This window comes from Rhabdaerophilum sp. SD176 (assembly GCF_030143245.1).
Taxonomy (GTDB): domain Bacteria; phylum Pseudomonadota; class Alphaproteobacteria; order Rhizobiales; family Beijerinckiaceae; genus Rhabdaerophilum.
The window spans coordinates 152,287-176,886 of the sequence record NZ_JARJNS010000006.1; the positions used below are offsets into that span (position 1 = coordinate 152,287).

Here is a 24,600-nt window from a genome sequence, read left to right on the forward strand (position 1 = left end):
CCGTTACTTCCAGCTCATTTCCCAGAAGCGGGGGATCTCGTCGGCATAGGTCTTGAAGTCCAGGCCCTTGCCGCTGACATAGTAAGTCACGAGCGCATAGAGCGGCACGCCCATGGCCCGTTCGGCAATGAGCCCGAGGGCCTCGGCATAGGCGGCCTTGCGGACAGCAGGATCGACCGAATTGTCGCCCTTCTTGAGCAAAGCGATCACTTCCGGATCCTTGTTGACGTCATCCGGACCGCCGCCGAAATAGACCGGCGTGGAGGCGGAGGTATCGTTGACCGAAAACGAGCCCCAGGTCTGGTGAGCCATTGCCGCCTTGTTGCCACGCACCTGCTCGCGCATGGCGGCATATTGCATGAAGCGCAGGTTGACCTTGATGCCGACCGCACGGAGATAGTTGATCATCGCTTCCGATTGCGGCCGCTCGCGATAGGCAAAGAGATCCAGCTCGAGACCATTGCCAAAGCCGGCTTCGGCCAGCAATTGCTTGGCGCGGGCCGGGTTGTACTCGAATTTCTTCGCCTTCTCGTCCGAGCAGCCGAATTGCGAGGGATAGCAGATCACGTTGAGGACGCGGGCGCCCTCGCCGACCAGCTGCTTCACCATGGTCGGCCGGTCGATCGCATGCTGGATGGCCTGCCGGACGCGGATGTCACGCAGGGCGGGCGTCGGGCCATCCGGCAGGGTGTTGAGGTTGAGAAAGACGATGCGCATCGTCTCGCCGCTGGTCACGGCGAGATGCGGCACGGCCTTGAGCTGGCTCGCCTGGTCGGGCGGGACATTCATGATGAAATCGAGGCCGCCCGCCAGCATTTCGGCCATCTGGGTCTGGCGATCCGGGATGAAGCGCACCTCGATCCGCTCCAGCTTCGGCTGCGGCTTCGGGCTGTCCTTGAAATAATCCGGGTTCCGCTGGAGCTTGACCGACTTGCCGACGACATGCTCGACCACCTTGTAGGGGCCGGAGCCGATGGCGGCGGTGTTCATGCCCGAGGGGCCGACCTTGGCGTAATATTCGTTCGGATGGATCACCACCGGACCGGCGAGATATTCGATTGCCGCCGGGAAGGTGCGCTTCAGCTTGAGCCGGACGGTGTATTTGTCGACCTTCTCGGCCGACTCGATCCAGTTCACATTGGTCTGGGTGACGACCTTGTTCTCCGGCTTCGACACGAAATTCAGCGTGTAGACGACGTCATCCGCGTCGAATTCCTCGCCATTGTGGAATTTCACGCCTTCGCGGAGGCTGAATTCGAGCGTCTTGTCATCGACCCATTTCCACGCCTTGGCGAGCTGGCCCTTGTATTCGTTGGTGTTGGGATCGCGATAAATCAGCGTGTCCCAGACATGCTGGCCGAGAATGACACCGATCCGGACATTGTTGAAAAAGGGATCGATGTTTTCCGGCACCTGATCATAGCCGAAACGCACGGTATTCTGGGCCTTCTGCGCAAGGGCCGGCGTGACACTGACACTGGCGGCCAATGCGAGGGTGGCGAGGTTCAGCAGGCGCATGTGACGATCTCCCGTTGGCGGGACCGGTGCCTGAAAGCGGCCCGGTCCCTGACTTTGATCACAGTGTCGGCGGGCGAAGCCTGACGAGTCAACAACCAAGACGGGGCTTAGCCAGCAAGTGCCGTGCCGGGGGGTGGCGCAATCAGGGGTGCGATGCTTTGATGGCAACTCCCCAGCCGGATTCTCCCGTCCATGACCTCGCCGAATGCCCATGCCACCCCGCCCTCGCCGCTCGAGCATAACCTGACATTCAGCCTGCCCGGCCTCGCCGCGCCGGGGCGCATCCGGGTGGATCGGTGGGGCATACCGCATCTCGAGGCTGCGCGCCTCGACGATCTCTGGTTCGTGCAAGGGTTCAATGCGGCGCGGGACCGGCTGTTCCAGATCGATCTCTGGCGCAAGCGCGGGCTCGGCCTGCTCGCGGCGGATTTCGGCCCCGGCTTCCTCGAACAGGACCGGGCCGCGCGGCTGTTCCTTTATCGCGGCGACTTGACAGCGGAATGGGCCGCCTATGCGCCCGATGCCGAGGCGATCTGCTCGCGGTTCGCTCACGGGATCAACGCCTATATCGCGCTAGCCGAACGCGACCCCACGCTGATGCCGCCGGAATTTTCCATGCTCGGAACCCAGCCCGCGCGCTGGCAGGCCGCGGATGTCGTCCGGATCCGGAGCCATGGGCTGACGCGGAATGCCCTCTGGGAAGTACAGCGCCTGCAGGTTCTGGCCGGCGCCGATGCCGAGACCGACCTCCTGCGGAAATATCTCTATCCCGCGGTCGATACTCCCCTCCCCGAGGGAGTCCGGGCGGAGGATTGCCCGATCGAGGCCCTTCTGCCCTTCAGGCTGGCGCAAGCCAATGTCACCTTCTCGCCGGAGCGGCTGGCCGCCGGGCTGACTGATGCGCCCCACTGGCGGCAGGTCAATGATCTCAATGAGGTTTTGTTCGATGCCGAGGCCTCGGGCTCGAACAACTGGGTGATTGCCGGTGCGCGCAGCCCGACCGGACTGCCGATCCTCGCTTCGGACCCGCATCGTGCCCATTCCCTGCCCAGCCTGCGCTATATCCAGCATCTGAGAGCGCCGGGCTTCGATGCGATCGGCGGCGGCGAGCCCTGCGTCCCGGGTCTCTCGATCGGGCATAACGGCGATGCGGCGTTCGGGCTGACGATTTTCGGGGCCGACCAGGAGGATGTCTATCTGCTCGAGACGGACCCTGCCCGGCCGGAGCATTACCGTTTCGAGGGTGGCTGGCGGGCCATGACCGTTCTTGAGGAGGCGATCCCTGTCAAAGGACATCCGGACCAGCCTTGCCGCCTCGTTTTCTCGCATCACGGCCCGATCCTGTGGCGCAATGCCGGGGGAACGCGCGCCGTAGCACTCCGCTCGGTCTGGTTCGAGCCGGGCTCGGCGCCCTATCTCCAGAGCCTGACCATGCTGCGGACGCGCACGCCCGAAGCCTTCCGGGCCAGTGCGGAACGCTGGGGTTCGCCCTCGGTCAACCTCGTCTATGCCGACCGGCAGGGCGAGATCGCCTGGTCACCCGGCGGCTTCATGCCGGCCCGGCGGAACTGGAAGGGCCTGACACCCGTTCCCGGGACGGGCAGCCACGAATGGGACGGGTTCCTCGATGCCGGACAATTGCCTTTCCTGCGCAACCCGGAGGCCGGGTTCGTGGCGACGGCGAACGAGATGAACCTGCCGGCCGATTGGCCGCACGAGGCCATGCCGGTGGGGTTCGAATGGACCGAAGCCAGCCGGGCCACGCGAATCCACGAGGTGCTGGCCGGCGATCATCCCGTTGGGGTGGCGGAGAGCCAGGCGCTCCAGACGGATGCGTTCTCCGTGCCGGCGCGCCGGCTCTGCGGGCTGCTCGGTGCGTTGGACCCGGTGCCGGCGGGCATTGCGCCCGCGCTCGCCTTGCTTGCGGGATGGGACCATGTCCTCTCCGCCGGGAGCGGGCCGGCCGCCTTGTTCGAGCTCTGGTATACAAGCCATCTCCGCCATGCTGTCATGGCGAAACTTGCCCCGGAGGCCGTGCGCAAGCTGCTGCTGCCGGGCGATGTCGAGGGGATCTGCCGGGCCCTCGAAGCACCGGATTCGCGCTGGGGTACCTCGCCCGAGGCCGCCCGGGACGCCATGCTCTGCGAAACCCTCGCCGCCGCCTGGGCTGATGCCAACGAACGGCTCGGCCCCGACCCGGCGCGCTGGGCCTGGGGGAAGCTTCATCACGGCCAGTTCGACCACCCTCTTTCGTCGCTGCTGCAGCGGAACCCGGAGCGGAGCCTCGATATCGGCCCGCTGCCAAAAGGCGGGTCCGCGTCCTCGCCGATGCATGCCGGCTACCGGCCCTCCGATTTCCGCGTAACGCACGGGGCGAGCTTCCGGATGGTGGTGGATCTTGCCGATCTGGATCGCTCTGTCACGATCAATGCACCAGGGCAGTCGGGTGATCCGCGTTCGGCGCATTACGCCGACCTCGCACCGCTCTGGGCCGAGGGTGCGTATGTGCCGATGCTCTATTCCGATGCGGCCATCGCGGAGGCCACGCATTTCACCTGGACATTGCTGCCGGTCTGACAAACCTCACCCGCGCGGAATGCCCTCGCCGATATCCCAGTAGAGGCCGGCCATCAGCTGAAGGCCCTGCCGGATGATCTCGACCGGCACATGCTCGTTCGGCGCGTGCTGCGAGCAGGCCGGATAGGAATGCGGCACCCAGATCGTCGTCAGGCCGAGCACATCGGTGAAGATGTCATTGGGCAGCGAGCCGCCGAGATTGGGCAGGATGGCCGGCGCCGTCCCATGGGTCGCGGTGAGGCTGCGGATGGCGAATTGCACCTGCGGGTGATCGGGGTCCATCCGCGTCGCGATGAACATCGAGTCGCGCGACGGGCCGATCTTCACATGGGCAAAACCCTGCCGGTCGAGAAAGCGGCGCAGGTTGGACATCAGGTTGTCGGTATCGATGCCCACGACGAAGCGCAGCTGCATCCGCGCCCAGGCGCGGGGCGGGATGGCATTGACCGGGGCTCTCGGATTGCCGCATTCGAAGGCCAGCACCTCGAGGTTGCACCAGCCGAACACCTTCTCGGCGAGGGTCAGGCCGGGCTCGCCCCAATGCGGTTCCAGCGCGGGGCCGCCCTCGTTCGAGGTGACCTCGATATCCGCCAGCACCCGGCGGACAGAAGCCGGAATCTCCTTAGGGACGAATTCAGGCACGCGGATCTGGCCTGTCGGGCCGACCAGAGAGGCGATGGCATGGGCCAGCTCGATACCCGGATTGGAGATCAGCCCGCCCCAATTTCCCGAATGGTGCCCGCCATCCCGCGCATCAATCCACAAATCGAAGGTGAAGCCACCGCGCGCGCCGAGGAAGATGGTCGGCCGGGCGGCCGAGAGGCGCGGACCATCGGAAGCGACCAGCAGGTCGGCGGCGAGGCGTTCGCGGTTCTGTTCGCAGATCTCTCGCAAACCGGGCGAGCCCATCTCCTCGCCCATCTCGATGATGTATTTCGCGTTGAAGCCAAGCTTGCCGCGCGTTTCCAGCACGGCGCGCAGCGCATCCATGTTGATCTGGTGCTGGCCCTTGTTGTCGACGACGCCGCGGCCATACCAGCGATCTCCACGCTCGACGAGCTGCCAGGGCGATAGTCCCTCGGCCCATTCGGCATCCATGCCGCGGATGACATCGCCATGGCCGTAGCCGAGCACAGTCGGCAAGGCTGGATCCTCGATCCGGGAGGCCAGCAGGAAAGGCCCGCCGCCTTTCGGGTTCGGGAGGATCTCCGTCGAAAAGCCCATGGCGGCGAAATCCGGCACCATCTCGTCCGTGAGATAGGCCGCCAGAGCTTCCGCCCGGTCAGGGTTCTGGCTCTCGGTTGGCAGGGCGATCCGGCGGGCCAGCTTGTTCCAGAAGGCTCCGGACGTGAAGGTCTCGGCCGCACGGGAAAGGGCGGCCTGGCGATCGGGTTGGGGCATGGTCGGGTTTCCGGCAATGATCAGGTTGGCCCGAATGTTCTCCAGCCACGCTGCATGTGCAAGGGGAGATCCCCGCCAATCGCCAATCCCGTGCCCCGATGCGCGACGCGGAGGCTGGACACCCGGCCCGGGTTTGGGCTTATCGTCGGGCAGACATGCATCCGGGGCCCGAATGCCGCCACGATCGAGCGAAGCCCCCCGGACGGGGCCCAGTGAAGGAAGCAATACCCGACAGCCGAGGCTGCGCCTCGGCAGCCTGACGCTGACCGCTCTCGGCAGTCTCTTCGTCGTCGCAATCGGCCTTGCGGCCTATCGCTTCATCCCCGCGCTGCGCCCCCAGCCGCCGGACATCCTCGTCGGCGTCCCGCAGGCGCCGCGCCCGGTGTCACCGGCCGGCCTGCAGGAGGATGCAGGCGATGACCGGCTCTCGCCCTTCGCCCCCCGGGATTTCGGGCATCGCTCGCGCTTCGCCCGGCCCGTGCGGATAGCCGGCCCTTTCGAACCGCTCCGGGGCGATATCCTGACCAACGAAGAGGTCGCCATTGCGCTGGACGGGCTCGACAGCCCGCCCGCCTCGGCCATCTGCCTCGGGGGTGACAAGCGGCTCTGGGCCTGCGGCCTGCAGGCGCGCGCCGCCCTGATCGGCCATGTCCGCGGCAAGGACCTGCTTTGCACGCTGCAATCCGGCCAGCCGATCCGCTCCCCGCGCGATCCGGGAACCGCCCGTTGGCGCTGCGCCGTCGAGGGGCGTGACCTCGCCCTGCTGCTCGTCGAAGGTGGGTGGGTAAAACCGGCGGGGCCGCTGCCGGACCGCGCCATGCTGGCAGCGCGCGATGCCGCCTTGGCCGCCCGGCGCGGCCTGTGGGACGGGGACTGGAATATCGTGCGCGTGCCCGAAACCGGGCAATGAGCGATCAGGGCCGCACGCCTGGTGCATCCATCGCCATGTCGGCCGCGCGTTCCTTCAGGTATATCTCGAGATCGACCCATTCCGGCGCGCCGGCCGGAAACGGTTCGGCGCGGATGCCGGTCATGCAGTTACGGAACCGGCGCTGCAACGAGCCGATCGCCTGCCATTCCATCCGGAACAGGGGATAGCCCGTCGGATGCGCCTGCGGAATACGCGTGCCGCCCAGGGATCGGCCCCAGTTCTGGCTGTGGCATTGCGCGCAGGACAGGTCGAGTTGGCCGAAGCGCTGGCGATAGAGCTTCTCCCCGCGCAGAACTGCATCCTCCAGCCCGCGTGCCCGGGGCGAGGCCAACGGCATGCCCCGCGATTGCAGGGAGAGATAAGCCTCGAGGGCCAGCAGGGCGGCGCTTTCCCGCGCCGAAGGGGCCACGGCCTGCCGCCCGGTCTGGCAGGCCTGGATCTGCCCCGGCAGGTCAAACGCCCGTCCTGTCGATGCGTCGCGGGCGGGATACCGGGCTGCCACGCCCTTCATGCTCTCGGCCGCATCGCCATGGCAGGACTGGCAGGAAGGGCGCCCTTCCCCCGGCGCGGCTTTCCACAGGGCTTCCCCTTCTTTGACGGCAAGCATGGCCGGGTTCGCGAAGTCATCCCGCTGCATGGCCTGAGCCTCGGCGCCCATCATGTCATGGCCGGACAAGCGCTGGTTGGCGGGGATGTCGTCCGCCAGGGCATGGCCAAGCAGGAGGATAGCCAGCGCAAATGCGCGCCCCGCCCGGCCTGTCACGAAGCCGCGACCTGCAGCATGGCCTGCTCGCGATGAAGGAATCCATTGTCGCCGCGCCAGACGAATTCCAGCGGTCCGCTCCGGGCTGCGAGGACCGGGAAGGACAGGAAGGGATTGGCCGCAATGGCGGGGTGGAAATTGCAGGAGAAGACGATCTCGCCCGCATAGCGGCAGGAGAACTGCCGGATGATGTTCCGGGGGATCTCGCCGCCAGTGTCGGTGCGACGGAAGCCGGTTTCCATCGGGTGCGAGATCATCGCCTTGATCATGACCACATCCCCGGCCCGGATCGTAGTACGCGGCAGCAGGATCATTGCCGTGGCCATGGCTATTCCTCCGTGCAGGCGGCGATAGTGACGATGACCTCCCGCCGGTCAGCCCAGAAGGAGCCATCGGTCAGACGTGCAACAGCGGTTACGTGCTGCGTCGTGGCCAGCCGCATCCGGCAAACGACATGGGCCTTGCCCATATGCGGCGTCAGGCGGAAGACTGCGACATCGGGCAACGGGTTCTTGTCGGTGAAGAGCGCAATCTCGCGCACATGATCGTCCGGTCTCATCGGATGGTCGACCAGCACCTCGAAGGAAACCGCGTTGCCGTTCTCGACCAGCGGCGCGATGTCGAGCGTGACCTTGCCGGCGCGAGGCTCGATGCCTCCGGTGAATTCACGGATGGCGCGGACCATATCATCCGGCTCCGCCCGGGCAGGCCGCAGCGTCACAAGACCGATGGCCGCCATGCCGCCGGCCAGCACAGCCCGCCGGCTGGTCTCACTCGCGAAGGGTGGCAAGAAACGCCGTGACATCCTCGATCTCCTCGGCTGTGAGGATGGTGCGGCCCTTGAAGGCGACGGCCATCCTGGACTGTCCCTCCGCCCGGAAATAGGGCGGCATGATCGTTTCGCCATTGAAGAGCCGGCTGTCGATCAACCGGGCCCGCAATTGTGCCGGCGTCCAGCGGCTGCCGGCACCGGCCAGCGAGGGCGCGAGATCGCCCTGGAAACGCACCTCCGGAAAAGGGCCGGAATGACAGAGCAGGCACAGACCCTTGCGTCGATCCGTGACGATCCGGCGGCCATTCTCGGCGTCCGGCGGACGCGAGACAGCCAGCGGCCCCGCCTCAGGCACGTCTTGCTGTGCCCTTGCCGGCATGGCGAGGGCCACGAGGAAGGCAGCAATGGCGAGCCAAAGCTCCCTCCCGGTTCCGGCATGTGCGGCCCGCCCGCTCACGCGCGGCGGAGATCCGCGTTCTTGAGCGGCAGCGAGCGGACCCGCTTGCCGGTGGCGGCGAAGATCGCGTTCAGCACGGCCGGTGCCGCAACCGCGATGGTCGGCTCGCCGACGCCACCCCAGAAATCACCGGAGGGAACGAGGATGCTCTCGACTTTCGGCATCTCGTTGATCCGCATGGCGGGATAGGTATCGAAGTTCTCCTCGACGATCCGGCCGTTCTTCACCGTGCATTCCTGATGGAAGGCCGCCGAGAGGCCATAGACGAAGGACCCCTCGACCTGCGCCGCCACCTGGTCCGGATTGACCACATGGCCCGGATTGGTGGCCGCGACGATGCGGTGGACCTTGATCTCGCCGGCATTCGACACCGAAACCTCGGCCGCCGCCGCGACATAGGAGCCAAAGCCCATGATCTGGGCGAGGCCTTTCGCCGTGCCCGGCGCCGAGGGCGAACCCCAGCCGATGCCTTTGGCGACGGCCTCCAGCACGGCGAGATGCCTCGGCGTGTTCTTCATCATCCGCCGGCGGAATTCGAGCGGGTCGACGCCCGCAGCATGCGCCAGCTCATCCATGAAGCATTCGACATAGATGGCGTTCTGGTTGAGGTTGACGCCGCGCCAGAAGCCCGGCGGGACATGCGGGTTGCGCATGGCATGGTCGATCAGCAGGTTCGGGATGCCATAGCCGAACGGGCCTTCCTGCCCGCCCGGATTCAGGCCCTGGAAAACAAACGGATCGCGGCCGTTCTGCAAGCCCTGCGGGTTGACCCCCGACAGGATCGACTGGCCGGAAATCCGCATGTGGAGGCCGGTCAGGTTCCCGTCCTTGTCGAGACCGCCGACCAACCGTGCCATGGTGATAGGATGGTAGGTGCCCTGCAGCATGTCCTCCTCGCGGCTCCAGAGCAGCTTGACCGGCGCGCCGGGCATCTGCTTCGCGATCAAGACGGCCTGCGTGACGTAATCCGAGCGGCCGCGCCGGCCGAAACCGCCGCCGAGATGGACCTTGTAGACATCGCATTTCGCCGCCGGGTGGCCGGAAGCCTCGATGGCGGCGGCAAGCGCCGATTCCCCGTTCTGGGTGGGGCACCAGACCTCGCATTTCTCCGGGGTCCAGAGCGCCGTGGCATTCATCGGCTCCATGCAGGCATGGTTCTGGAACGGGTAGGAATAGGTCGCTTCGACACGCTTGGCCGCCGAGGCGATCGCGCCCTTCGCATCGCCCGCCTTGTTGCCCTCGAACGCCTGCTCGGCATCGAGCCCCTCGCGCAGGGTGGCGGCGATGGTCTCGGACGAGACCGAGGCATGCGGGCCGTTATCCCAGGTAATGGGCAGCGCATCGAGCGCGGTCTTGGCCTGCCACCAATGATCGGCAATGACGGCGACCGTGCGCCTGTCGACCTGCACGACCTTCTTCACGCCCGGCATGCCAGTGACCTTGGCCGCATCGAAACTGGCCAGGGTGCCGCCGAAAACCGGGCAGGCCTTGATCGCGGCATTGAGCATGCCCGGCAGCCGGATATCGGCGCCATAGACCTGCTTGCCGTTGAGCTTGTCGACCGTATCGAGGCGTTTCACCGACTTGCCGGCAATGGTCCATTCGCTGGCTGGCTTGAGCTTGACCTCTTTCGGCACGTCAAGCTTGGCCGCCGCGGCTGCAACCTTGCCGTAAGTGACGGTACGACCGGTGGGCGTATGGGTGATGACGCTCTTCGCCGCGCGGCATTCGCCTTCGGGCACGCCCCATTCCTTCGCCGCCGCCTGGACCAGCATGATCCGCGCCGCTGCACCGCCTTCGCGCACATATTGGTGGCTATCGCGGATCCCGCGTGAGCCACCGGTCGCGAAATTGCGCCAGACGCGGTTGCGGCGCAGGTTCTCGCCCGGGGTCGGGTATTCCCAGCTCACCTTCGACCAATCGGCCTCGAGTTCCTCGGCCACAAGCTGGGCAAGGCCCGTCAGCGTGCCCTGCCCCATCTCCGAGCGGGCAATGCGCACAACAATCCGGTCATCCGGGTGGATCACAACCCAGGCATTGACTTCCGGCGTTGCGCCCTGGGCCTGCGCCTCGGTGAAGGGGATGGAGAAGCCCAGCGTGAAGGCACCAACCGCCGCAGCGGAGCCCTTCAGGAGCGAGCGGCGGGAAAGAACAGCATTGTCAGCCATGATCGCCTCTCCCTCAGATGCCGGCGGCGAGCTTGATGCCCGCCCGCACGCGATTATAGGTGCCGCAGCGGCAGATATTCGTCATCGCCTCGTCGATATCGGCATCGGTGGGCTTCGGCTTCTTCGCGAGAAGCGCGGCCGCCGCCATGATCATGCCGGACTGGCAATAGCCGCATTGCGGCACGTCGAGCTGTAGCCAGGCTTTCTGGATCGGGTGGCTGACATCGGGCGAAAGGCCCTCGATCGTGACAACCTTCTGATTGGCATTGAGCGAACCCAGCGTGACCGAGCAGGCGCGGACGGGCTCACCATCGATATGCACGGTGCAGGCGCCGCATTGGGCGATGCCGCACCCATACTTCGTTCCGGTCAGCCCGGCCTGTTCGCGCAGGGCCCAAAGCAGCGGCGTATCCGGATGCGCATCGATCTCGACGACGCGTCCGTTGACATTCAAGCTGGCCATCGAGACCTCCCCGGGAGCTTTTTCTGGAATGGTTCGAGACTATCCCAGGGATAATGGTTGTCACGCGGTTGTGAGGCCGCAGCCGCCCACATTTTCGTGATCGAAATCGGCCCTTCCCGGTTCAACCGTTTCCGAGATCGCGGCGCAAGGTCGGCAGGCCGATCCCGGCCGCATCGAAACCGCCATCCACGGCGAGCACCTGGCCCGTGATGTAGCTCGAACCCGGCGAGCAGAGATAGAAGATCGCATCCGCCAGCTCCTCGGGCAGCCCGTAGCGGTTCAACGGCATGGCATCGTGGTAATCCTTCCGGATTTCCGGCGAATGGACCTTCTTCGCCATGGCTGTGTCGACAGGGCCGGGCGCTACGGCATTGACGCGGATACCATAGCTTGCCAGTTCGACCGCCAGCTGCCGCGTGAGATGGGCAAGGCCGGCTTTCGACGTGCCATAGGCCACGCGCAGGGTGGAGGCCCGCAGCCCCGAGATCGAGGTGATGTTGACGATCGCGCCGCCGGTCTCGCGCATCAGCGGGAACAGGGCCTGCGTCATGATGAAGGGCCCGGTCAGATTGACCGCCATGATCTCGTTCCAGACCTCGAGCGGGGTGTCGATCGCCATGCCGAAATGCGCGATGCCGGCATTGTTGACCAGCGCATCAATGCGGCCGAACCGGGCCCGCATCGCTTCGGCGGCTTCCGCCGCATCGGCTGGTTTCGAGACATCAAGCGGCAGTTCCATGACGCGGTCAGGCCGATCAAGGGCCTTTACGGTGGCCGCCAGCGTCTCATGGTTGCTGTCGAGCATGGCCACGGCCCAGCCTTCGGCAAGAAAGCGTTCGGCGGCGGCAAGACCGATGCCACGAGCTGCTCCGGTGACGAGCACGGTTTTCAAGGGGGTCGGTTTCATGGTCATTCCTCAGGCTTCTGCCACGATCAGTTCGAAGGTCATGAGTATCGGGTTGGCACCCCGCTTCAGGCGCCCTTCGGCGAGGCCGCCGGTATAGTCCACAAGGCCAATATCGATCTCGGCGCGCAGTCCCGGGCCATCCGGGCGGACAAGCGCCCGGGTGATGAAGACCTCGGTAGCAAAAGGCTCTGTCTCCAGCCCGTGCTCGAAGGAAGAGCCGATCAGCGAGCCGACGCCGCCATGGATCGACGCGGCAGCGAGGCCCTGCTCCCGCACCAGCGTTTCGAGCGCGGCATGGAAACACTGGTTCGGCCGCAGCCGCACCGCGAAAGCGCGGCGGTCGGTCCGGGTGCCGGCCGGCGCGGCGGGAACCGGGCCGAACAGCTTGAAATTCGTCTCGGGGTCCGGGTTGCCTTCGAAGCGCGCGCCGTCGATTCCGAAAGCCTCGACCTCCGCATCCTCGGCGAGGACGGCCTCCTCCGGCAGGATATGCCCGCCCGTGCGGTGCCCGTCCGCCTCGCGCCAAAGGGCGTGGCAATGGAAGAAGGGCTGGCCATCGCGCCAGCCGAAGGTCAGCGCCCCGGCCTCGAGCCGGGAGATGCCGGCAGGCCGGAAGGTCCCGGAATAGAAGGCGGCGTTCTTCCCGTCGACGCTCAGGGCCGGCATGACATAGGCGATAGGTCCCAAAGCCAGCGCACCGAGAGTGAGCGTGCCGCTGGCAAAGCCTTCCGCCGCGAAACCCTGCCGTGTGGCCTCGAGCAGCGGCGTCCCGGCCTTCAGCACCATGCGGAAGGCGCGGCCCCTGCCCTCGACCGCAAGAATGCGCGGCGATTGCGGCGGACCCGGCTGCGCGATGAAGGCGGGGCGGGCCATGTCAGGCCAACCCGTCTTCGGTGATGAGGCCGCGGGCGATCAATTCGTCCTTCACAAGGCGCTTGGGCACCTTGCCATAGCCGGATTTCGGCAGCGCCTCCCAGAAGAAGAAGCGCTTGGGCATCTTGTAGCGCGGGATCTTCGGGCTCAGAAAGGCTGCAAGGGTGGCCTCGTCCACCGGCTCCCGCGCCACGCAGACCGCGACACCGACCTCGCCCCAGAGCTTGTCGGGCACGCCCAGAACCGCCACTTCGACAATGGCCGGATGGGTGAGGATCTTCTCCTCGACCTCGCGCGGATAGATGTTCGAGCCGCCGGAAATATACATGTCCGAGGCCCGGCCGGTAATGTAGACGAAGCCCTGCTCGTCCATATGGCCGAGATCGCCTGTCCGGAACCAGCCATTGCGGAAGGCTTTCGCATTGGCCTCCGGGTTGTTGTAGTAGCCCGCGAAGACGGCCGGCCCGATGACGCAGATCTCGCCCGTCTCGAAAGGCCTCAGCTCCTCGCCGGCATCGTTCTGGATCGAGACCTGCATCCCCGTCCGCTCGAAGCCGCAGGTTCCGAACTTTGTATTGGCCTGATCCTCCGGGTCGTGATGGGCGGGCGGAAGCACGGTGATGTTGCCGGTCACCTCGCCGAGGCCGAAATATTGCGTGATAACCTTGCCGAGCTTCTTCAGCGCGAATTTCTGGTCCTCGCGATACATCGGCGCGCCGGCATAGATGACCGAGCGCAGCGAGGAATGATCAAACCGGTCGACGGACGGATGCTCGACCAGCAGCTTCAGGATGGTCGGCACCGTGAACATGTTCGTCACGCGGTAGTGCTCGACGAGGCGCCAGGCTTCCTCGACATCGAATTTCTCGGTCGGGAGGAGGATGGTCGGCGCTCCGCGTGCGACGATGTTAAGTTGGTGGACGCCCGCGCCATGGCTGAGCGGCGCGACGACCAGCGAGGCATCCGCTTCGGTCGTGCCTGGCAGCAGATCACAAAGGTGGTTGGTGATAACGAAGGCCATCTGGCCATGCGTCAGTACCGCCGCCTTGGAGCGGCCCGTCGTGCCGGAGGTGAAGAAATACCAGCAGGGATCATCATGCTCGACCGGCACGTCCGGCACGGTCTGGCCGCGGAAGGCATCCATCCGCGCGGAGACATCCGCCTCGCCGAAACTGCCAGGCCTCGCCTGCTCGTCCATCCGCCAGGTGAATTCGATTCCGGGGACGTTTTTTGCCACGGCCTCGGCATGATCCGGGAAGTCGCCATGGCAGAGAAAGCCCTTCGCGCCCGAAAAATCGGCGAGATAGATCACCTCTTCCGGCATCAGGCGGAAATTGGTCGGCACCCAGACCGCACCGAGCTTGAAGGCCGCAAAAAGCGAGAAGAACATCTGTGCGGTGTTCTTCGAATGCACAATCAGCCGGTCACCCTTGCCGAGGCCGCGCGCCTGCAGGGCGCCGGCCAGCGCATTGACCTCTCGCTCGATCTCGGCCCAGTTCCAGCTCTGCTCGCCCCAGACGAAGCCCGGCCTCTCGGGAAAGCGACGGGCATTCTGGCGCAGAATATGCGCGAGATTCATCACCCGGTTCGAGCAGCGGGGCAGACCGCCTTTCGGTCCTTCAGGCATCATTTCAGGCACTCCACAATCGTGACTGGATCAGCAAGGGCAGCACGCATGCGAGGTTTCCGGCTGACGGCACGGTTCTCCCTCATGCCATGGTTCTCCTGCGGGGCGGGCTCGTCAGCGGGGTGGGCGGGCCTGGCGCCCGCGCGAGCCGTTGCTCCACAAGCTGCACCTCCGCAGCGAGAAGCGCGGCCAGTTCGGGCTCGCGGTCCGGCTGCATTCGACTTTCCACAGCAGCAAGGGAGAGGCAGGCCTCGATCCGGCCCGAGGGGCCGCGAATGGCCATCGCCATCCCCCAGGAGCCGGGAAAGAGAATACCACGGTTGAGGCTATATCTCCGTTCGCGCGTTTCGCGGAGAAGGTCAGGCAGGAGCGGAACGAGCGGCGGATAGCGCTCTGCCAGCGGCCGCGCATGGCCGGCGAGATAGGCTTCGGCCTCGGCCTCCGGCAGGGCGGCAAGGATCGCCAGCGGCCCGGCGCCGGCGCCGAGCAGGTGCCTGTCCCCCGCTTTCAGCACATGAGACCGGAGCGGGAACGTTCCATCCTCCCGCGCGAGGCAGACCACCTCTTCCCCGTGGCGCACCTGCAGGAACGCCGCGTCACCGGTTCGCTGGGCGAGCCGGGCGACGCTGTCGAGCGCAACGCGATGGATGCCGTAGCGATCGGCTGCGACCATGCCGAGCAGGTAGATCTCGCGACCGAGGAAATAGAGGCGGGTCGCGGTGTCCTGTACGGCCATCCCCTCTTCCATCAGGGCGATAAGCAGGCGACGACAGGTCGGCTTCGAGAGGCCCGACTGGCGGACCAGAGCCGCGAGGGAAGCTCCCTCCGTGCCGGCATCGCCAAGGAGCCGGAGCAGGCGCAATGTCCGGATCGCGCTCTGGGCCCCGAAGGCTTCGACAGGATCCAAAGCCGTCACGATTCCAGCACCCTGGGTCCACATAATGGAATAATGATCCGGTCAATTTTCATTGACTTGAGACGCTATTGCAGCGAGTGGAATTAGACAATCGGAAACTGGGCCTCATTGGTTCATATCATGGACCTATGGTTTGCCCTTCCGGTTTCCCGGAGGGTTCCGGCAGCCCCGATGCCGGCCCGACGGGAGATCCGGCCGGCCGGAATGACGGGAGCCACGCCATGACGCATATTCCGCCGAACCCGATGCCGCCCTTCCGCGCCGGCACCCGCATGGCCGGAAAAACGGTGATCGTCTTCGGCGCCGGCTCCTCCGGGCCCGGCTGGGGTAATGGCAAGGCGGCAGCGGTTCTCTATGCCCGCGAAGGCGCCCGGGTTGCCTGCGTCGATATCCAGCTCTCAGCGGCAGAGGAAACGGCCGGACTGATCGCGGCGGAAGGCGGCGAGGCAATCGCTCTCGCGGCGGATGTGACCCGGCTGGACTCGATCGAAGACGCCGTGATGGCGACACTCACGCGGTTCGGGCGTATCGACGTCGTCCACAACAATGTCGGGATGGTGGTTCCCGGCGACGCGCATGAGCTGACCGAGGATGATTTCCAACGCGGGATCGACCTCAATCTCGGCCCGGTCTGGCGCAGCGCGAAGGTGATGCTGCCGCGCTTCCTTGCGCAAGGCCACGGTGTTTTCGTGAACATCGCCTCGATTGCCGGGATCCGCTGGACCGGCTACCCCTATTTTATCTATTCCGCCGCCAAGGCCGCCGTGATCCAGGCCACCAAGGCGATTGCGCTGCATCATGCCGCGCAGAATATCCGCGCCAATGCGATCTTGCCGGGTCTGATCAACACGCCGCTGGTCTACAAGCAGATCGCCGGATCCTTCGGCTCGGTCGAAGAGGTCATCGCCAAGCGCAACCAGGCGGTGCCGATGGGCAGGATGGGCACGGCCTATGATATTGCCGCGGCCGCCTTGTTCCTCGCCTCCGACGAATCCCGCTTCATCACCGGCGTTGCTCTCCCGGTCGATGGCGGGCAAACCGAATCCATGCGCGGCTGACAACCCTCGCGACGGCCAAGAAAGGCTCTGCAATCTCCTCGCAGGCAACAGGAGAGCAAGCGCCACTATTCTTTCCCTCCTTGCATAATTCCTTGGAATTCTTGACATGTCGGCGAATTGCCGTTTCCGGCGTAAATGGCCATGCGGCTGAAGCCGCGAAGCGCGCGAAGGAGGGACCCGACATGACGAACCGGATCGACAAGGCTGGCCTGAAGGTGGCGGCGGAACTCGCCGATTTCGTCGAGGCGCGCGTCCTGCCGGGTACCGGCCTCGAGGCCGGCGCCTTCTGGAGCGGCATGGCCGCGATTTTCGAGCGGTTCACGCCGCGCAACCGCGACCTGCTCGCCGCGCGTGACCAGCTTCAGGCGAAGATCGATGCCTGGCACACTGACCGGGCCGGCAAACCCTTCGATGCAGCCACCTACGAAGCTTTCCTCCGCGAGATCGGCTATCTCGTGCCCGAACCGGCGCCGTTCAAGGTCAGCACGACCAATGTCGATGCGGAAATCGCCTCTTCCGCCGGCCCGCAACTGGTGGTGCCGGTGCTCAATGCGCGCTTCGTGCTCAACGCCGCCAATGCGCGCTGGGGCAGCCTGTATGACGCGCTCTATGGCACGGATGCGCTCGCCCCGCCGCAGGCCGGCGGCTATGACCCTGCCCGCGGCGCCAAGGTGATCGCCTGGGCCAAGGCCTTCCTGGACAAGGCCGCGCCGCTGGCTTCCGGCAGCTGGACCGAGTGGGCGGGTGGCCAGCCGGCTCTCGCCAACCCCGCGCAGTTCGTCGGCACGAATGGCGCCAATTTCCTGCTGAAGAACAATGGCCTGCATATCGAGCTGGTGATCGATCCGACCCACCGGATCGGCAAGGATGATCCGGCCGGCCTCGCCGATATCGTGCTGGAATCTGCGCTGACGACCATTGTTGATCTCGAGGATTCGATTGCCGCCGTCGATGCCGAGGACAAGGTCGCGGCCTATTCAAACTGGCTTGGCCTGATGAACGGCACGCTCGAGGATACGTTCGAGAAGGGCGGCAAGCCGATGACGCGCCGCCTCAACAGCGACCGCAACTACTCCGCCCCCGATGGCACGCGCCTGACGCTGCCGGGCCGCAGCCTCCTCTTCGTGCGGAATGTCGGCCATCTGATGACCAACCCGGCCATCCTGCTGCCGGATGGCAGCGAGGCGCCGGAAGGCATTCTCGATGGCATCATGACGAGCACGATCGCCCTGCATGACATCAAGGGCCTCGGCAAGTTCCGCAACAGCCGGAACGGCAATGTCTATATCGTGAAGCCGAAGATGCATGGCCCGGCCGAGGCCGCCTTCACGAATGACCTGTTCGATGCCGTCGAGGACCTGCTTGGCCTCACCCGCTACACCCTCAAAGTGGGCGTGATGGATGAGGAGCGCCGGACCTCGGCCAATCTCGCGGCCTGCATTGCGGCGGTGCAGAACCGGATCGTCTTCATCAATACCGGGTTCCTCGACCGGACCGGCGACGAGATGCATACCTCGATGCAGGCCGGCGCGATGATCCGCAAGGGCGACATGAAGGCCTCGTCCTGGATCTCCGCCTACGAGGACCGAAACGTGCAGATCGGCCTCGCCTGTGGGCTTTCGGGCAAGGCGCAGATCGGCAAGGGCATGTGGGCCGCGCCGGACCGGATGGCCGACATGCTGGCGCAGAAGATCGGGCATCCGAAATCGGGCGCGACCACGGCCTGGGTGCCCTCCCCGACCGCCGCGACGCTTCATGCCACGCATTACCACCAGGTCGATGTCTATGCGCGCCAAAAGGAGCGCCTGGCCGAGCCGGTCGCGCCGCTTTCGGCATTGCTGACGATCCCCACCGCGCAGGGCCGCAACTGGTCGCCGGAGGAGATCACCGCCGAACTGGACAACAATGCCCAGGGCATTCTCGGCTATGTCGTGCGCTGGGTCGACCAGGGCATCGGCTGCTCCAAGGTGCCGGATATCCATGATGTCGGGCTGATGGAAGATCGCGCCACCCTGCGCATTTCCTCGCAGCACATGGCCAACTGGCTGCTCCATGGCGTCTGCACGGCAGAGCAGATCGACGCGGCCTTCTCCCGCATGGCGAAGAAAGTCGATGGCCAGAATGCCGGCGATCCGCTTTACCGCCCGATGGCAGGGAACGAGGCCACCAGCCTCGCCTTCCAGGCCGCGCGGGCGCTGGTTTTCGACGGCATCACCCAGCCAAACGGCTATACCGAGCCGCTGCTCCATGCCTTCCGCCAGCGCGTGAAGGCGCAGGGGTAAAGGCGCTTCGCCTGCCGAGTGGAATCGTGGATGGCCGGGACAAGCCCGGCCATGACACTCCAAGCCCGCACCGCTCTCCACGCTGGCAATTCCCCCCCGCGCTTCGCTGTGGCATCCTTCGGGACGCTGATTTTGTTCCGGAGCCGCGCGATGCTGAAGACCCTGCGAAAATTCGTCCTTGTCGGCTCCCATCTCGCCATGCTGGGCATCGGCTTCGCCCTCGGCATCTACATGCTGCCGATCCTGATCGCGCCGAAGGGGCCGGACCGGGCCGCGCTGGTCGCAGCGGCAGAGGGCGCCATGTTCAGCGCCGAGTTCCGGCGGGACCTCAGGGGCAGCGACTTCTTCCACTGGGGCGAAGGCAAGGTGAGCCTCACGCCGCAGCGCATCGCCCATGAGGGCAAGCTGGCACCGGGGCCGGACTACAAGCTCTATCTCGTGAAGACCTTCGTCGAGGACGAGGCGGAATTCCTCGCGGTCAAGAGCGAATCCCGGCTGATCGGCGACGTGAAGACGTTCAACGGCTTCATCCTCGACCTGCCGGCCGGGCTGGACCTTGCCGAGTACACGACCGTGCTGGTCTGGTGCGAGTCCTTCAGCGAATTCATCAGCGCAGCGAAGTATCGGTAAGGCGCCCCTCAACTCCTGAGGCCGGGCGCTTCCTGCCCGGTGCTGGCGACATATTCCGTATAGCCGCCGCCATAGGCATGCACGCCATCGGGCGTCAGTTCGAGCACGCGGTTCGACAGGGCGGCAAGGAAATGGCGGTCATGCGAGACAAACAGCATGGTGCCCTCGAACTGCGCCAGCGCGTTGACCAGCATTTCCTTCGTCGCGAGATCCAGATGGTTGGTCGGTTCGTCGAGAACCAGCAGGTTCGGCGGGTCGAACAGCATCATCGCCATGACCAGCCGCGCCTTCTCCCCACCGGAGAGCACGCGGCAGCGCTTCTCGATATCATCGCCGGAAAACCCGAAGCAACCGGCAAGCGTGCGAAGGGAGCCCTGCCCGGCCTGCGGGAATTTCTGCTCCAGCATCTGGAAGATCGTGAGATCGCCCTCGAGAATGTCCATCGCGTGCTGGGAGAAATAGCCCATCTTCACGCCGACACCGATCTGCACCGTGCCGGAATCGGGCGTGGTATCGCCTGCCACCAGCTTGAGCAGGGTGGATTTGCCTGCCCCGTTGATGCCCATCACGCACCAGCGCTCCTTGCGGCGGACATGGAAATCGAGCCCGGCATAGATCACGCGGCTGCCATAGCGCTTGTGGAGGCCCTTGACGCTGATCACATCATCGCCCGAACGGGGCGCGGGCTGGAACTCGAAGGCGATGGTCTGGCGCCGGCGGGGCGGCTCGACCTTCTCGATCTTGTCGAGCTTCTTCACCCGGCTTTGCACCTGAGCGGCATGGCTGGCGCGGGCCTTGAACCGCTCGATGAAGGCGATCTCCTTGGCGAGCATCGCCTTCTGGCGTTCGAACTGCGCCTGCTGCTGCTTCTCGGCCAAGGCGCGCTGCTCGACATAGAATTCGTAATTGCCCGAATAGGTGGTCAGCGATCCGCCATCGATCTCGACGATCTTGGTGACGATGCGGTTCATGAACTCGCGGTCATGCGAGGTCATCATCAGGGCGCCCTCATAGCCCTTGAGGAATTGCTCGAGCCAGATCAGGCTTTCGAGGTCGAGATGGTTCGAGGGCTCGTCCAGCAGCATCACATCCGGGCGCATCAGCAGGATACGGGCCAGCGCCACGCGCATCTTCCAGCCGCCGGAAAGCTTGCCGACATCACCATCCATCATGTCCTGGCTGAAGCCCAAACCGTCGAGCACCTCGCGGGCGCGGCCATCGAGCGCATAGCCATCCAGTTCCTCGAACCGGGCCTGCACCTCGCCGTAGCGCGCGATGATCTCCTCGAGCTGGTTGCCCTTGCCGGGATCAACCATATCGGCCTCAAGCGCCGCCATCTCGGCCGCCACGGCGCTGACAGGGCCGGCGCCCTCCATCACCTCGGCCACAGCGGAACGACCCGCCATCTCGCCGACATCCTGACTGAAATAACCGATGATCGTGCCGCGATCGACGGAGATCTGGCCTTCATCCGGGCCATCCTGCCCGGTAATCATGCGGAACAGAGTGGATTTGCCGGCGCCATTCGGGCCGACAAGGCCGATCTTCTCGCCGCGCAACAGCGTGGCGGAGGCCTCGACAAACAACAACTGGCTGCTGTTTCGCTTGGAAACGCTTTCGACGCGGATCATGGGGAATGGCCTGTTACGATGGTTGCGGCTGACATAGCGGCTGGCCGTTCGTGAAGCGACAGAAAAACACTCCGCATCAACCCGAATATGCTGTATGGGAGCGGCAACGATGCCAATTTCACAATCCGGGGACCAGAATGGCCTCTCTCGTCGCTGAGCTTCCCAGCGCCAAACCGCTTTTCTCCTACCGCAAATACTGGGCGGAACGGTTCGGCCCCGCCCCGTTCCTGCCCATGTCGCGCGAGGAAATGGACGAACTCGGCTGGGATTCCTGCGACATCATCCTCGTCACCGGGGATGCCTATGTCGATCATCCCAGCTTCGGCATGGCCATCATCGGCCGCTTGCTTGAGGCGCAGGGATTCCGCGTCGGCATCATTTCCCAGCCGGACTGGCAGAGCGCCGCGCCGTTCAAGGCGCTCGGCAAGCCGAACCTGTTCTTCGGCGTGACCAGCGGCAACATGGATTCCATGGTGAACCGCTACACCTCGGACCGGCGGCTCCGCCACAACGACAATTACACGCCCGGCGGGGCCGGCGGAAAGCGGCCCGACCGGGCGGTGAACGTCTATTCGCATCGCTGCCGCGAGGCCTATTCGGGCGTGCCGATCGTCATCGGCGGCATCGAGGCCTCGCTGCGACGGATCGCCCATTACGATTACTGGTCGGACAAGGTGCGCCGCTCGGTGCTCTTCGACGCGAAGGCCGACCTGCTGCTCTACGGCAATGCCGAGCGGGCCCTGGTCGAGGTGGCGCACCGGATCGCCAAGGGCGGGATCGCGCAGGATTTCTCGGATATCCGCGGCATCGCATTTGCCCGTTCCGGCACGCCGGAAGGCTGGTTCGAGGCCCATGCCGATGATCTCGAGGATGGCGACGAGGGCAAGCTCCGCAATGACGAGAAGTCCCGCCATCTGCAAGGCGTCATCCGCCTCCCCGCCTATGATGTGGTGGTCAATGACAAGGAGGCCTATGCCCGCGCCTCCCGCGTGCTGCACAAGGAAAGCAATCCCGGCAATGCCTGGCCGCTGACGCAGCGCCATGGCGACCGCGATGTCTGGCTCACGGCACCGCCTGTTCCGCTCACCACGACCGAGATGGATGCCGTCTACGAACTGCCCTTTGCGCGGGCGCCGCATCCTTCCTATGGCGATGCGAAAATCCCCGCCTGGGAGATGATCCGCCATTCGGTGACGATCATGCGGGGCTGTTTCGGCGGTTGTTCCTTCTGCTCGATCACCGAGCATGAGGGGCGCATTATCCAGTCGCGCTCGGAAGGCTCGATCCTCAAGGAAATCGAGACAATCCGCGACAAGGACGACAAGTTCACCGGCGTGATCTCGGATATTGGCGGGCCGACCGCGAACATGTATCGCATCGGCTGCAAGGACAAGGCGATCGAGGCGGTCTGCCGGCGCCCCTCCTGCGTCTTCCCGGATATCTGCAAGAACCTCAACACCAGCCATGAATCGCTGATCCAGCTCTACCGCAAGGCGCGGGCGATCCCGGGCGTGAAGAAGGTCAATGTCGCCTCCGGTGTCCGCTATGACCTCGCGGTGGAGAGCCCGGAATATGTGAAGGAGCTGGTCGAGCACCATGTCGGCGGCTATCTCAAGATCGCGCCCGAGCACACCGAGGATGGCCCGCTCAACAAGATGATGAAGCCGGGCATCGGCACCTATGATGCGTTCAAGAAGCTGTTCGACGAGGCCGCGAAGAAGGCGGGCAAGAAATATTTCCTGATCCCGTATTTCATCGCGGCGCATCCCGGCACCACGGACGAAGATATGGTGAACCTCGCGCTTTGGTTGAAGAAAAACGGCTATCGCGCGGATCAGGTTCAGACTTTCCTTCCCTCGCCGATGGCGCTTTCGACCGCGATGTATCATACCGGCGTGAACCCGCTGCGCCCGGTCCGGCGCAATGCCTCCGACCCGGTGGAAACCGTGCGCGGGCTGCGCCAGCGCCGCCTGCACAAGGCCTTCCTGCGCTATCACGATCCGGAAAACTGGCCGCTCCTGCGTGAGGCGCTCAAGGAGATGGGCCGTGCGGACCTGATCGGGCCGGGCAAGGCCCATCTCGTGCCGAACTGGCAGCCCGCCGGAACGGGCCGTGGCGGCGAAGGCCGGCGTATCGATCCGAAGAGCCAGATGGCCCCTCGCAAGACAGAGGGAGCCAGCGGGCAGGATCGTTATCCCGGCAAGCCGCGAAAGCCGGGCAAGGGCCGCGGCTTCCTCACAAAGGGCCTGTATTGAGGCAGGCTCCCGACCTCAGCGCAGCCGGAAGCCACGCTCGGCCAGGACCTCGGCCAACACGTCGCGGCCGCTGAGGGCCCGGGCATCGGCAACACGGGCCAGCGCCTGGTCCGACCAGGGCTGGCGCCGCATCGCCTGCTCGCCCTGGAATTCCTGCATGGCCGTATCATACCGGGCGATGGCCTCGGGATCGGCCGATTGCCCATAGGTCTCCCGATGGAGCACGACCTCGGGGGCGAGGCGCGGCTTGACGCCAGTGACAACCTCTTCAGCAGCATGGCCGACGCAGAGCCCGAAGACGGCAAACGCCATTTTCGGCAGGCCGAGCAAGGCTGCGACACGGCCGGGATCATTGCGCAACGCGCCGATATAGACCGTGCCGAGGCCAAGGCTCTCGGCGGCGATCACGGCATTCTGAGCCGCCAGCGCAGCATCGACGATCGCGACGGTGGCCATCTCCAGATAGTCGAGGCCTTCAGCCGCCTGCTTGCGCCTGTCGGCCATGGCCTTGAGGCGCGAGAGATCGGCCAGCCAGACCAGCATGAGCGGGGCCTGAACGATATGCTTCTGGCCGCCGGCAATCTCGGCCAGCACGGCCTTGCGGGCTGGATCGGTGACCGCCACCACGCTCCAGGTCTGCAGGTTGGACGAGGTTGCGGCAGACTGGGCTGCCAGCACCAGGGTTTCCAGCGTGCCTTCGGGCAGCGAATCCGGCTTGTAGCTCCGCACCGAACGGTGGGCGGCCAGCACAGCCAGCGTGGCGTTCCAGGGGAGATGCGCCGGGTGCTGCCCATCCCGATAACGGGCGCGGACAAGGCGTTCGAGCCCATCCGTCGCGGTGACGGCAGAAAGGGTTTGCGCAGTCGGGTTCGTCATGGCTTTTCCGGATCAAAGGGGACTCCGCTGCGGAGATAAGCTCCCTGCCCGAAAGGTAAAGCCGGAATCCGCCATACCCGGACGTGGCAGGCCTGCAACCGGGATGATCATAATTCGATATTTCCGGAAATACCGCTTGACGGCGTGATTGCTGCGGGCAATCGAGGGGCATGGAACTGGATGACGTCGCCCTCCGCCTTGAAGCGCTCGGAAACCCGACCCGCCTGCGCATCATCCGTGTGCTGGTCCGCGCGGGGGAAGGCGGTCTGCCAGTCGGCCGGCTGCAGGAGCGGATCGGGATTGCGGCCTCCACCCTCACCCATCATTGCGGGAAGCTCATCCAGGTCGGGCTTGTCACGCAGGAGCGGCGCTCGACCATGCTGATCTGCCGGGCCAACTACCCGATGATCCGCGATGTCGCCGACTCGCTGATGGATCAGTGCTGCGCCGAGGCCGACGAAGCCGGCCCGCAGCCATGACCGGCCTTTTGCCCTT

At 65.3% G+C, this 24,600-nt stretch carries 20 protein-coding genes and 1 pseudogene; 7 read left to right on the top strand and 14 right to left on the bottom strand.

Annotated features, from left to right (window positions below; all coding sequences use genetic code 11):
- Window positions 1-3: 3 nt before the first annotated feature.
- Window positions 4-1,518: an ABC transporter substrate-binding protein gene (locus P0652_RS15185; RefSeq protein WP_284179701.1), complete on the bottom strand. Its 1,515-nt coding sequence runs from the start codon at window positions 1,516-1,518 to the stop codon at window positions 4-6.
- 192 nt (window positions 1,519-1,710) lie between these two features.
- Here P0652_RS15185 and P0652_RS15190 point away from each other — a divergent pair, with 192 nt between their 5' ends.
- A complete protein-coding gene (locus P0652_RS15190) occupies window positions 1,711-4,095 on the top strand; it encodes a penicillin acylase family protein (RefSeq protein WP_284179702.1) in 2,385 nt (794 codons plus the stop codon).
- A 6-nt stretch (window positions 4,096-4,101) separates the two neighbouring features.
- On the opposite strand, the gene P0652_RS15195 is transcribed toward P0652_RS15190, so the two are convergent.
- Complete coding sequence (locus P0652_RS15195; protein WP_284179703.1) at window positions 4,102-5,496, bottom strand: M20 family metallopeptidase; 1,395 nt, start codon at window positions 5,494-5,496, stop codon at window positions 4,102-4,104.
- Window positions 5,497-5,668: 172 nt separating this feature from the next.
- Between P0652_RS15195 and P0652_RS15200 the strand changes: the two genes are divergently transcribed.
- Window positions 5,669-6,406, top strand: coding sequence for a hypothetical protein (locus P0652_RS15200; RefSeq protein ID WP_284179704.1), 738 nt, complete (start codon window positions 5,669-5,671; stop codon window positions 6,404-6,406).
- Window positions 6,407-6,410: 4 nt separating this feature from the next.
- On the opposite strand, the gene soxA is transcribed toward P0652_RS15200, so the two are convergent.
- From soxA to P0652_RS15250, 10 genes are all read right to left on the bottom strand, one after another.
- Entirely contained in the window at window positions 6,411-7,190 is a 780-nt protein-coding gene (soxA, locus tag P0652_RS15205; protein WP_284179705.1) for a sulfur oxidation c-type cytochrome SoxA, read from the bottom strand.
- Window positions 7,187-7,516, bottom strand: a complete 330-nt coding sequence (locus tag P0652_RS15210; protein ID WP_284179706.1) for a thiosulfate oxidation carrier complex protein SoxZ — start codon at window positions 7,514-7,516, stop codon at window positions 7,187-7,189. The genes soxA and P0652_RS15210 overlap by 4 nt, the downstream gene beginning before the upstream one ends.
- A 2-nt stretch (window positions 7,517-7,518) precedes the next feature.
- Complete coding sequence (locus P0652_RS15215; RefSeq protein WP_284179707.1) at window positions 7,519-7,995, bottom strand: SoxY-related AACIE arm protein; 477 nt, start codon at window positions 7,993-7,995, stop codon at window positions 7,519-7,521.
- On the bottom strand, window positions 7,961-8,419 hold the full coding sequence (gene soxX / locus P0652_RS15220) for a sulfur oxidation c-type cytochrome SoxX (RefSeq protein ID WP_284179708.1): 459 nt from the start codon (window positions 8,417-8,419) through the stop codon (window positions 7,961-7,963). The genes P0652_RS15215 and soxX overlap by 35 nt, the downstream gene beginning before the upstream one ends.
- Window positions 8,416-10,587, bottom strand: a complete 2,172-nt coding sequence (locus P0652_RS15225) for a xanthine dehydrogenase family protein molybdopterin-binding subunit (RefSeq protein WP_284179709.1) — start codon at window positions 10,585-10,587, stop codon at window positions 8,416-8,418. Before P0652_RS15225 ends, soxX begins: the two co-directional genes overlap by 4 nt.
- Window positions 10,588-10,600: 13 nt before the next feature.
- Window positions 10,601-11,050, bottom strand: a complete 450-nt coding sequence (locus tag P0652_RS15230; RefSeq protein WP_284179710.1) for a (2Fe-2S)-binding protein — start codon at window positions 11,048-11,050, stop codon at window positions 10,601-10,603.
- A 121-nt stretch (window positions 11,051-11,171) separates the two neighbouring features.
- Window positions 11,172-11,957 carry an SDR family NAD(P)-dependent oxidoreductase gene (locus P0652_RS15235; RefSeq protein WP_284179711.1) on the bottom strand — a complete coding sequence of 262 codons (786 nt, stop codon included), beginning with the start codon at window positions 11,955-11,957 and terminating at the stop codon, window positions 11,172-11,174.
- Between the two features lie 9 nt (window positions 11,958-11,966).
- Entirely contained in the window at window positions 11,967-12,830 is an 864-nt protein-coding gene (locus P0652_RS15240; RefSeq protein ID WP_284179712.1) for a PPC domain-containing DNA-binding protein, read from the bottom strand.
- Window position 12,831: 1 nt separating this feature from the next.
- Complete coding sequence (locus P0652_RS15245) at window positions 12,832-14,460, bottom strand: acyl-CoA synthetase (protein WP_284179713.1); 1,629 nt, start codon at window positions 14,458-14,460, stop codon at window positions 12,832-12,834.
- Between the two features lie 79 nt (window positions 14,461-14,539).
- Window positions 14,540-15,373, bottom strand: coding sequence for an IclR family transcriptional regulator (locus tag P0652_RS15250; RefSeq protein WP_284179714.1), 834 nt, complete (start codon window positions 15,371-15,373; stop codon window positions 14,540-14,542).
- 221 nt (window positions 15,374-15,594) lie between these two features.
- Here P0652_RS15250 and P0652_RS15255 point away from each other — a divergent pair, with 221 nt between their 5' ends.
- The 3 genes from P0652_RS15255 to P0652_RS15265 all read left to right on the top strand — a co-directional run bounded on the left by P0652_RS15255 (window position 15,595) and on the right by P0652_RS15265 (window position 19,343).
- The gene (locus P0652_RS15255) at window positions 15,595-16,431 is read left to right on the top strand and encodes an SDR family NAD(P)-dependent oxidoreductase (RefSeq protein ID WP_284179715.1); all 837 of its coding nucleotides are present in this window, start codon (window positions 15,595-15,597) and stop codon (window positions 16,429-16,431) included.
- A gap of 182 nt (window positions 16,432-16,613) precedes the next feature.
- Window positions 16,614-18,713, top strand: a complete 2,100-nt coding sequence (locus tag P0652_RS15260; RefSeq protein ID WP_284179716.1) for a malate synthase G — start codon at window positions 16,614-16,616, stop codon at window positions 18,711-18,713.
- A gap of 150 nt (window positions 18,714-18,863) precedes the next feature.
- Window positions 18,864-19,343 carry a DM13 domain-containing protein gene (locus P0652_RS15265; RefSeq protein WP_284179717.1) on the top strand — a complete coding sequence of 160 codons (480 nt, stop codon included), beginning with the start codon at window positions 18,864-18,866 and terminating at the stop codon, window positions 19,341-19,343.
- Between the two features lie 8 nt (window positions 19,344-19,351).
- On the opposite strand, the gene abc-f is transcribed toward P0652_RS15265, so the two are convergent.
- Window positions 19,352-20,974: a ribosomal protection-like ABC-F family protein gene (abc-f, locus tag P0652_RS15270; protein ID WP_284179718.1), complete on the bottom strand. Its 1,623-nt coding sequence runs from the start codon at window positions 20,972-20,974 to the stop codon at window positions 19,352-19,354.
- A gap of 209 nt (window positions 20,975-21,183) precedes the next feature.
- On the opposite strand from abc-f, the pseudogene P0652_RS15275 reads away from it, so the two are divergent.
- Window positions 21,184-23,229, top strand: a pseudogene (locus P0652_RS15275) (YgiQ family radical SAM protein); the annotation flags it as partial.
- A gap of 15 nt (window positions 23,230-23,244) precedes the next feature.
- On the opposite strand, the gene P0652_RS15280 reads toward P0652_RS15275, so the two are convergent.
- Window positions 23,245-24,105: an NADPH-dependent oxidoreductase gene (locus tag P0652_RS15280; protein WP_284179719.1), complete on the bottom strand. Its 861-nt coding sequence runs from the start codon at window positions 24,103-24,105 to the stop codon at window positions 23,245-23,247.
- A gap of 170 nt (window positions 24,106-24,275) precedes the next feature.
- Between P0652_RS15280 and P0652_RS15285 the strand changes: the two genes are divergently transcribed.
- Window positions 24,276-24,584 carry an ArsR/SmtB family transcription factor gene (locus tag P0652_RS15285; RefSeq protein ID WP_284179720.1) on the top strand — a complete coding sequence of 103 codons (309 nt, stop codon included), beginning with the start codon at window positions 24,276-24,278 and terminating at the stop codon, window positions 24,582-24,584.
- Window positions 24,585-24,600 lie beyond the last annotated feature (16 nt).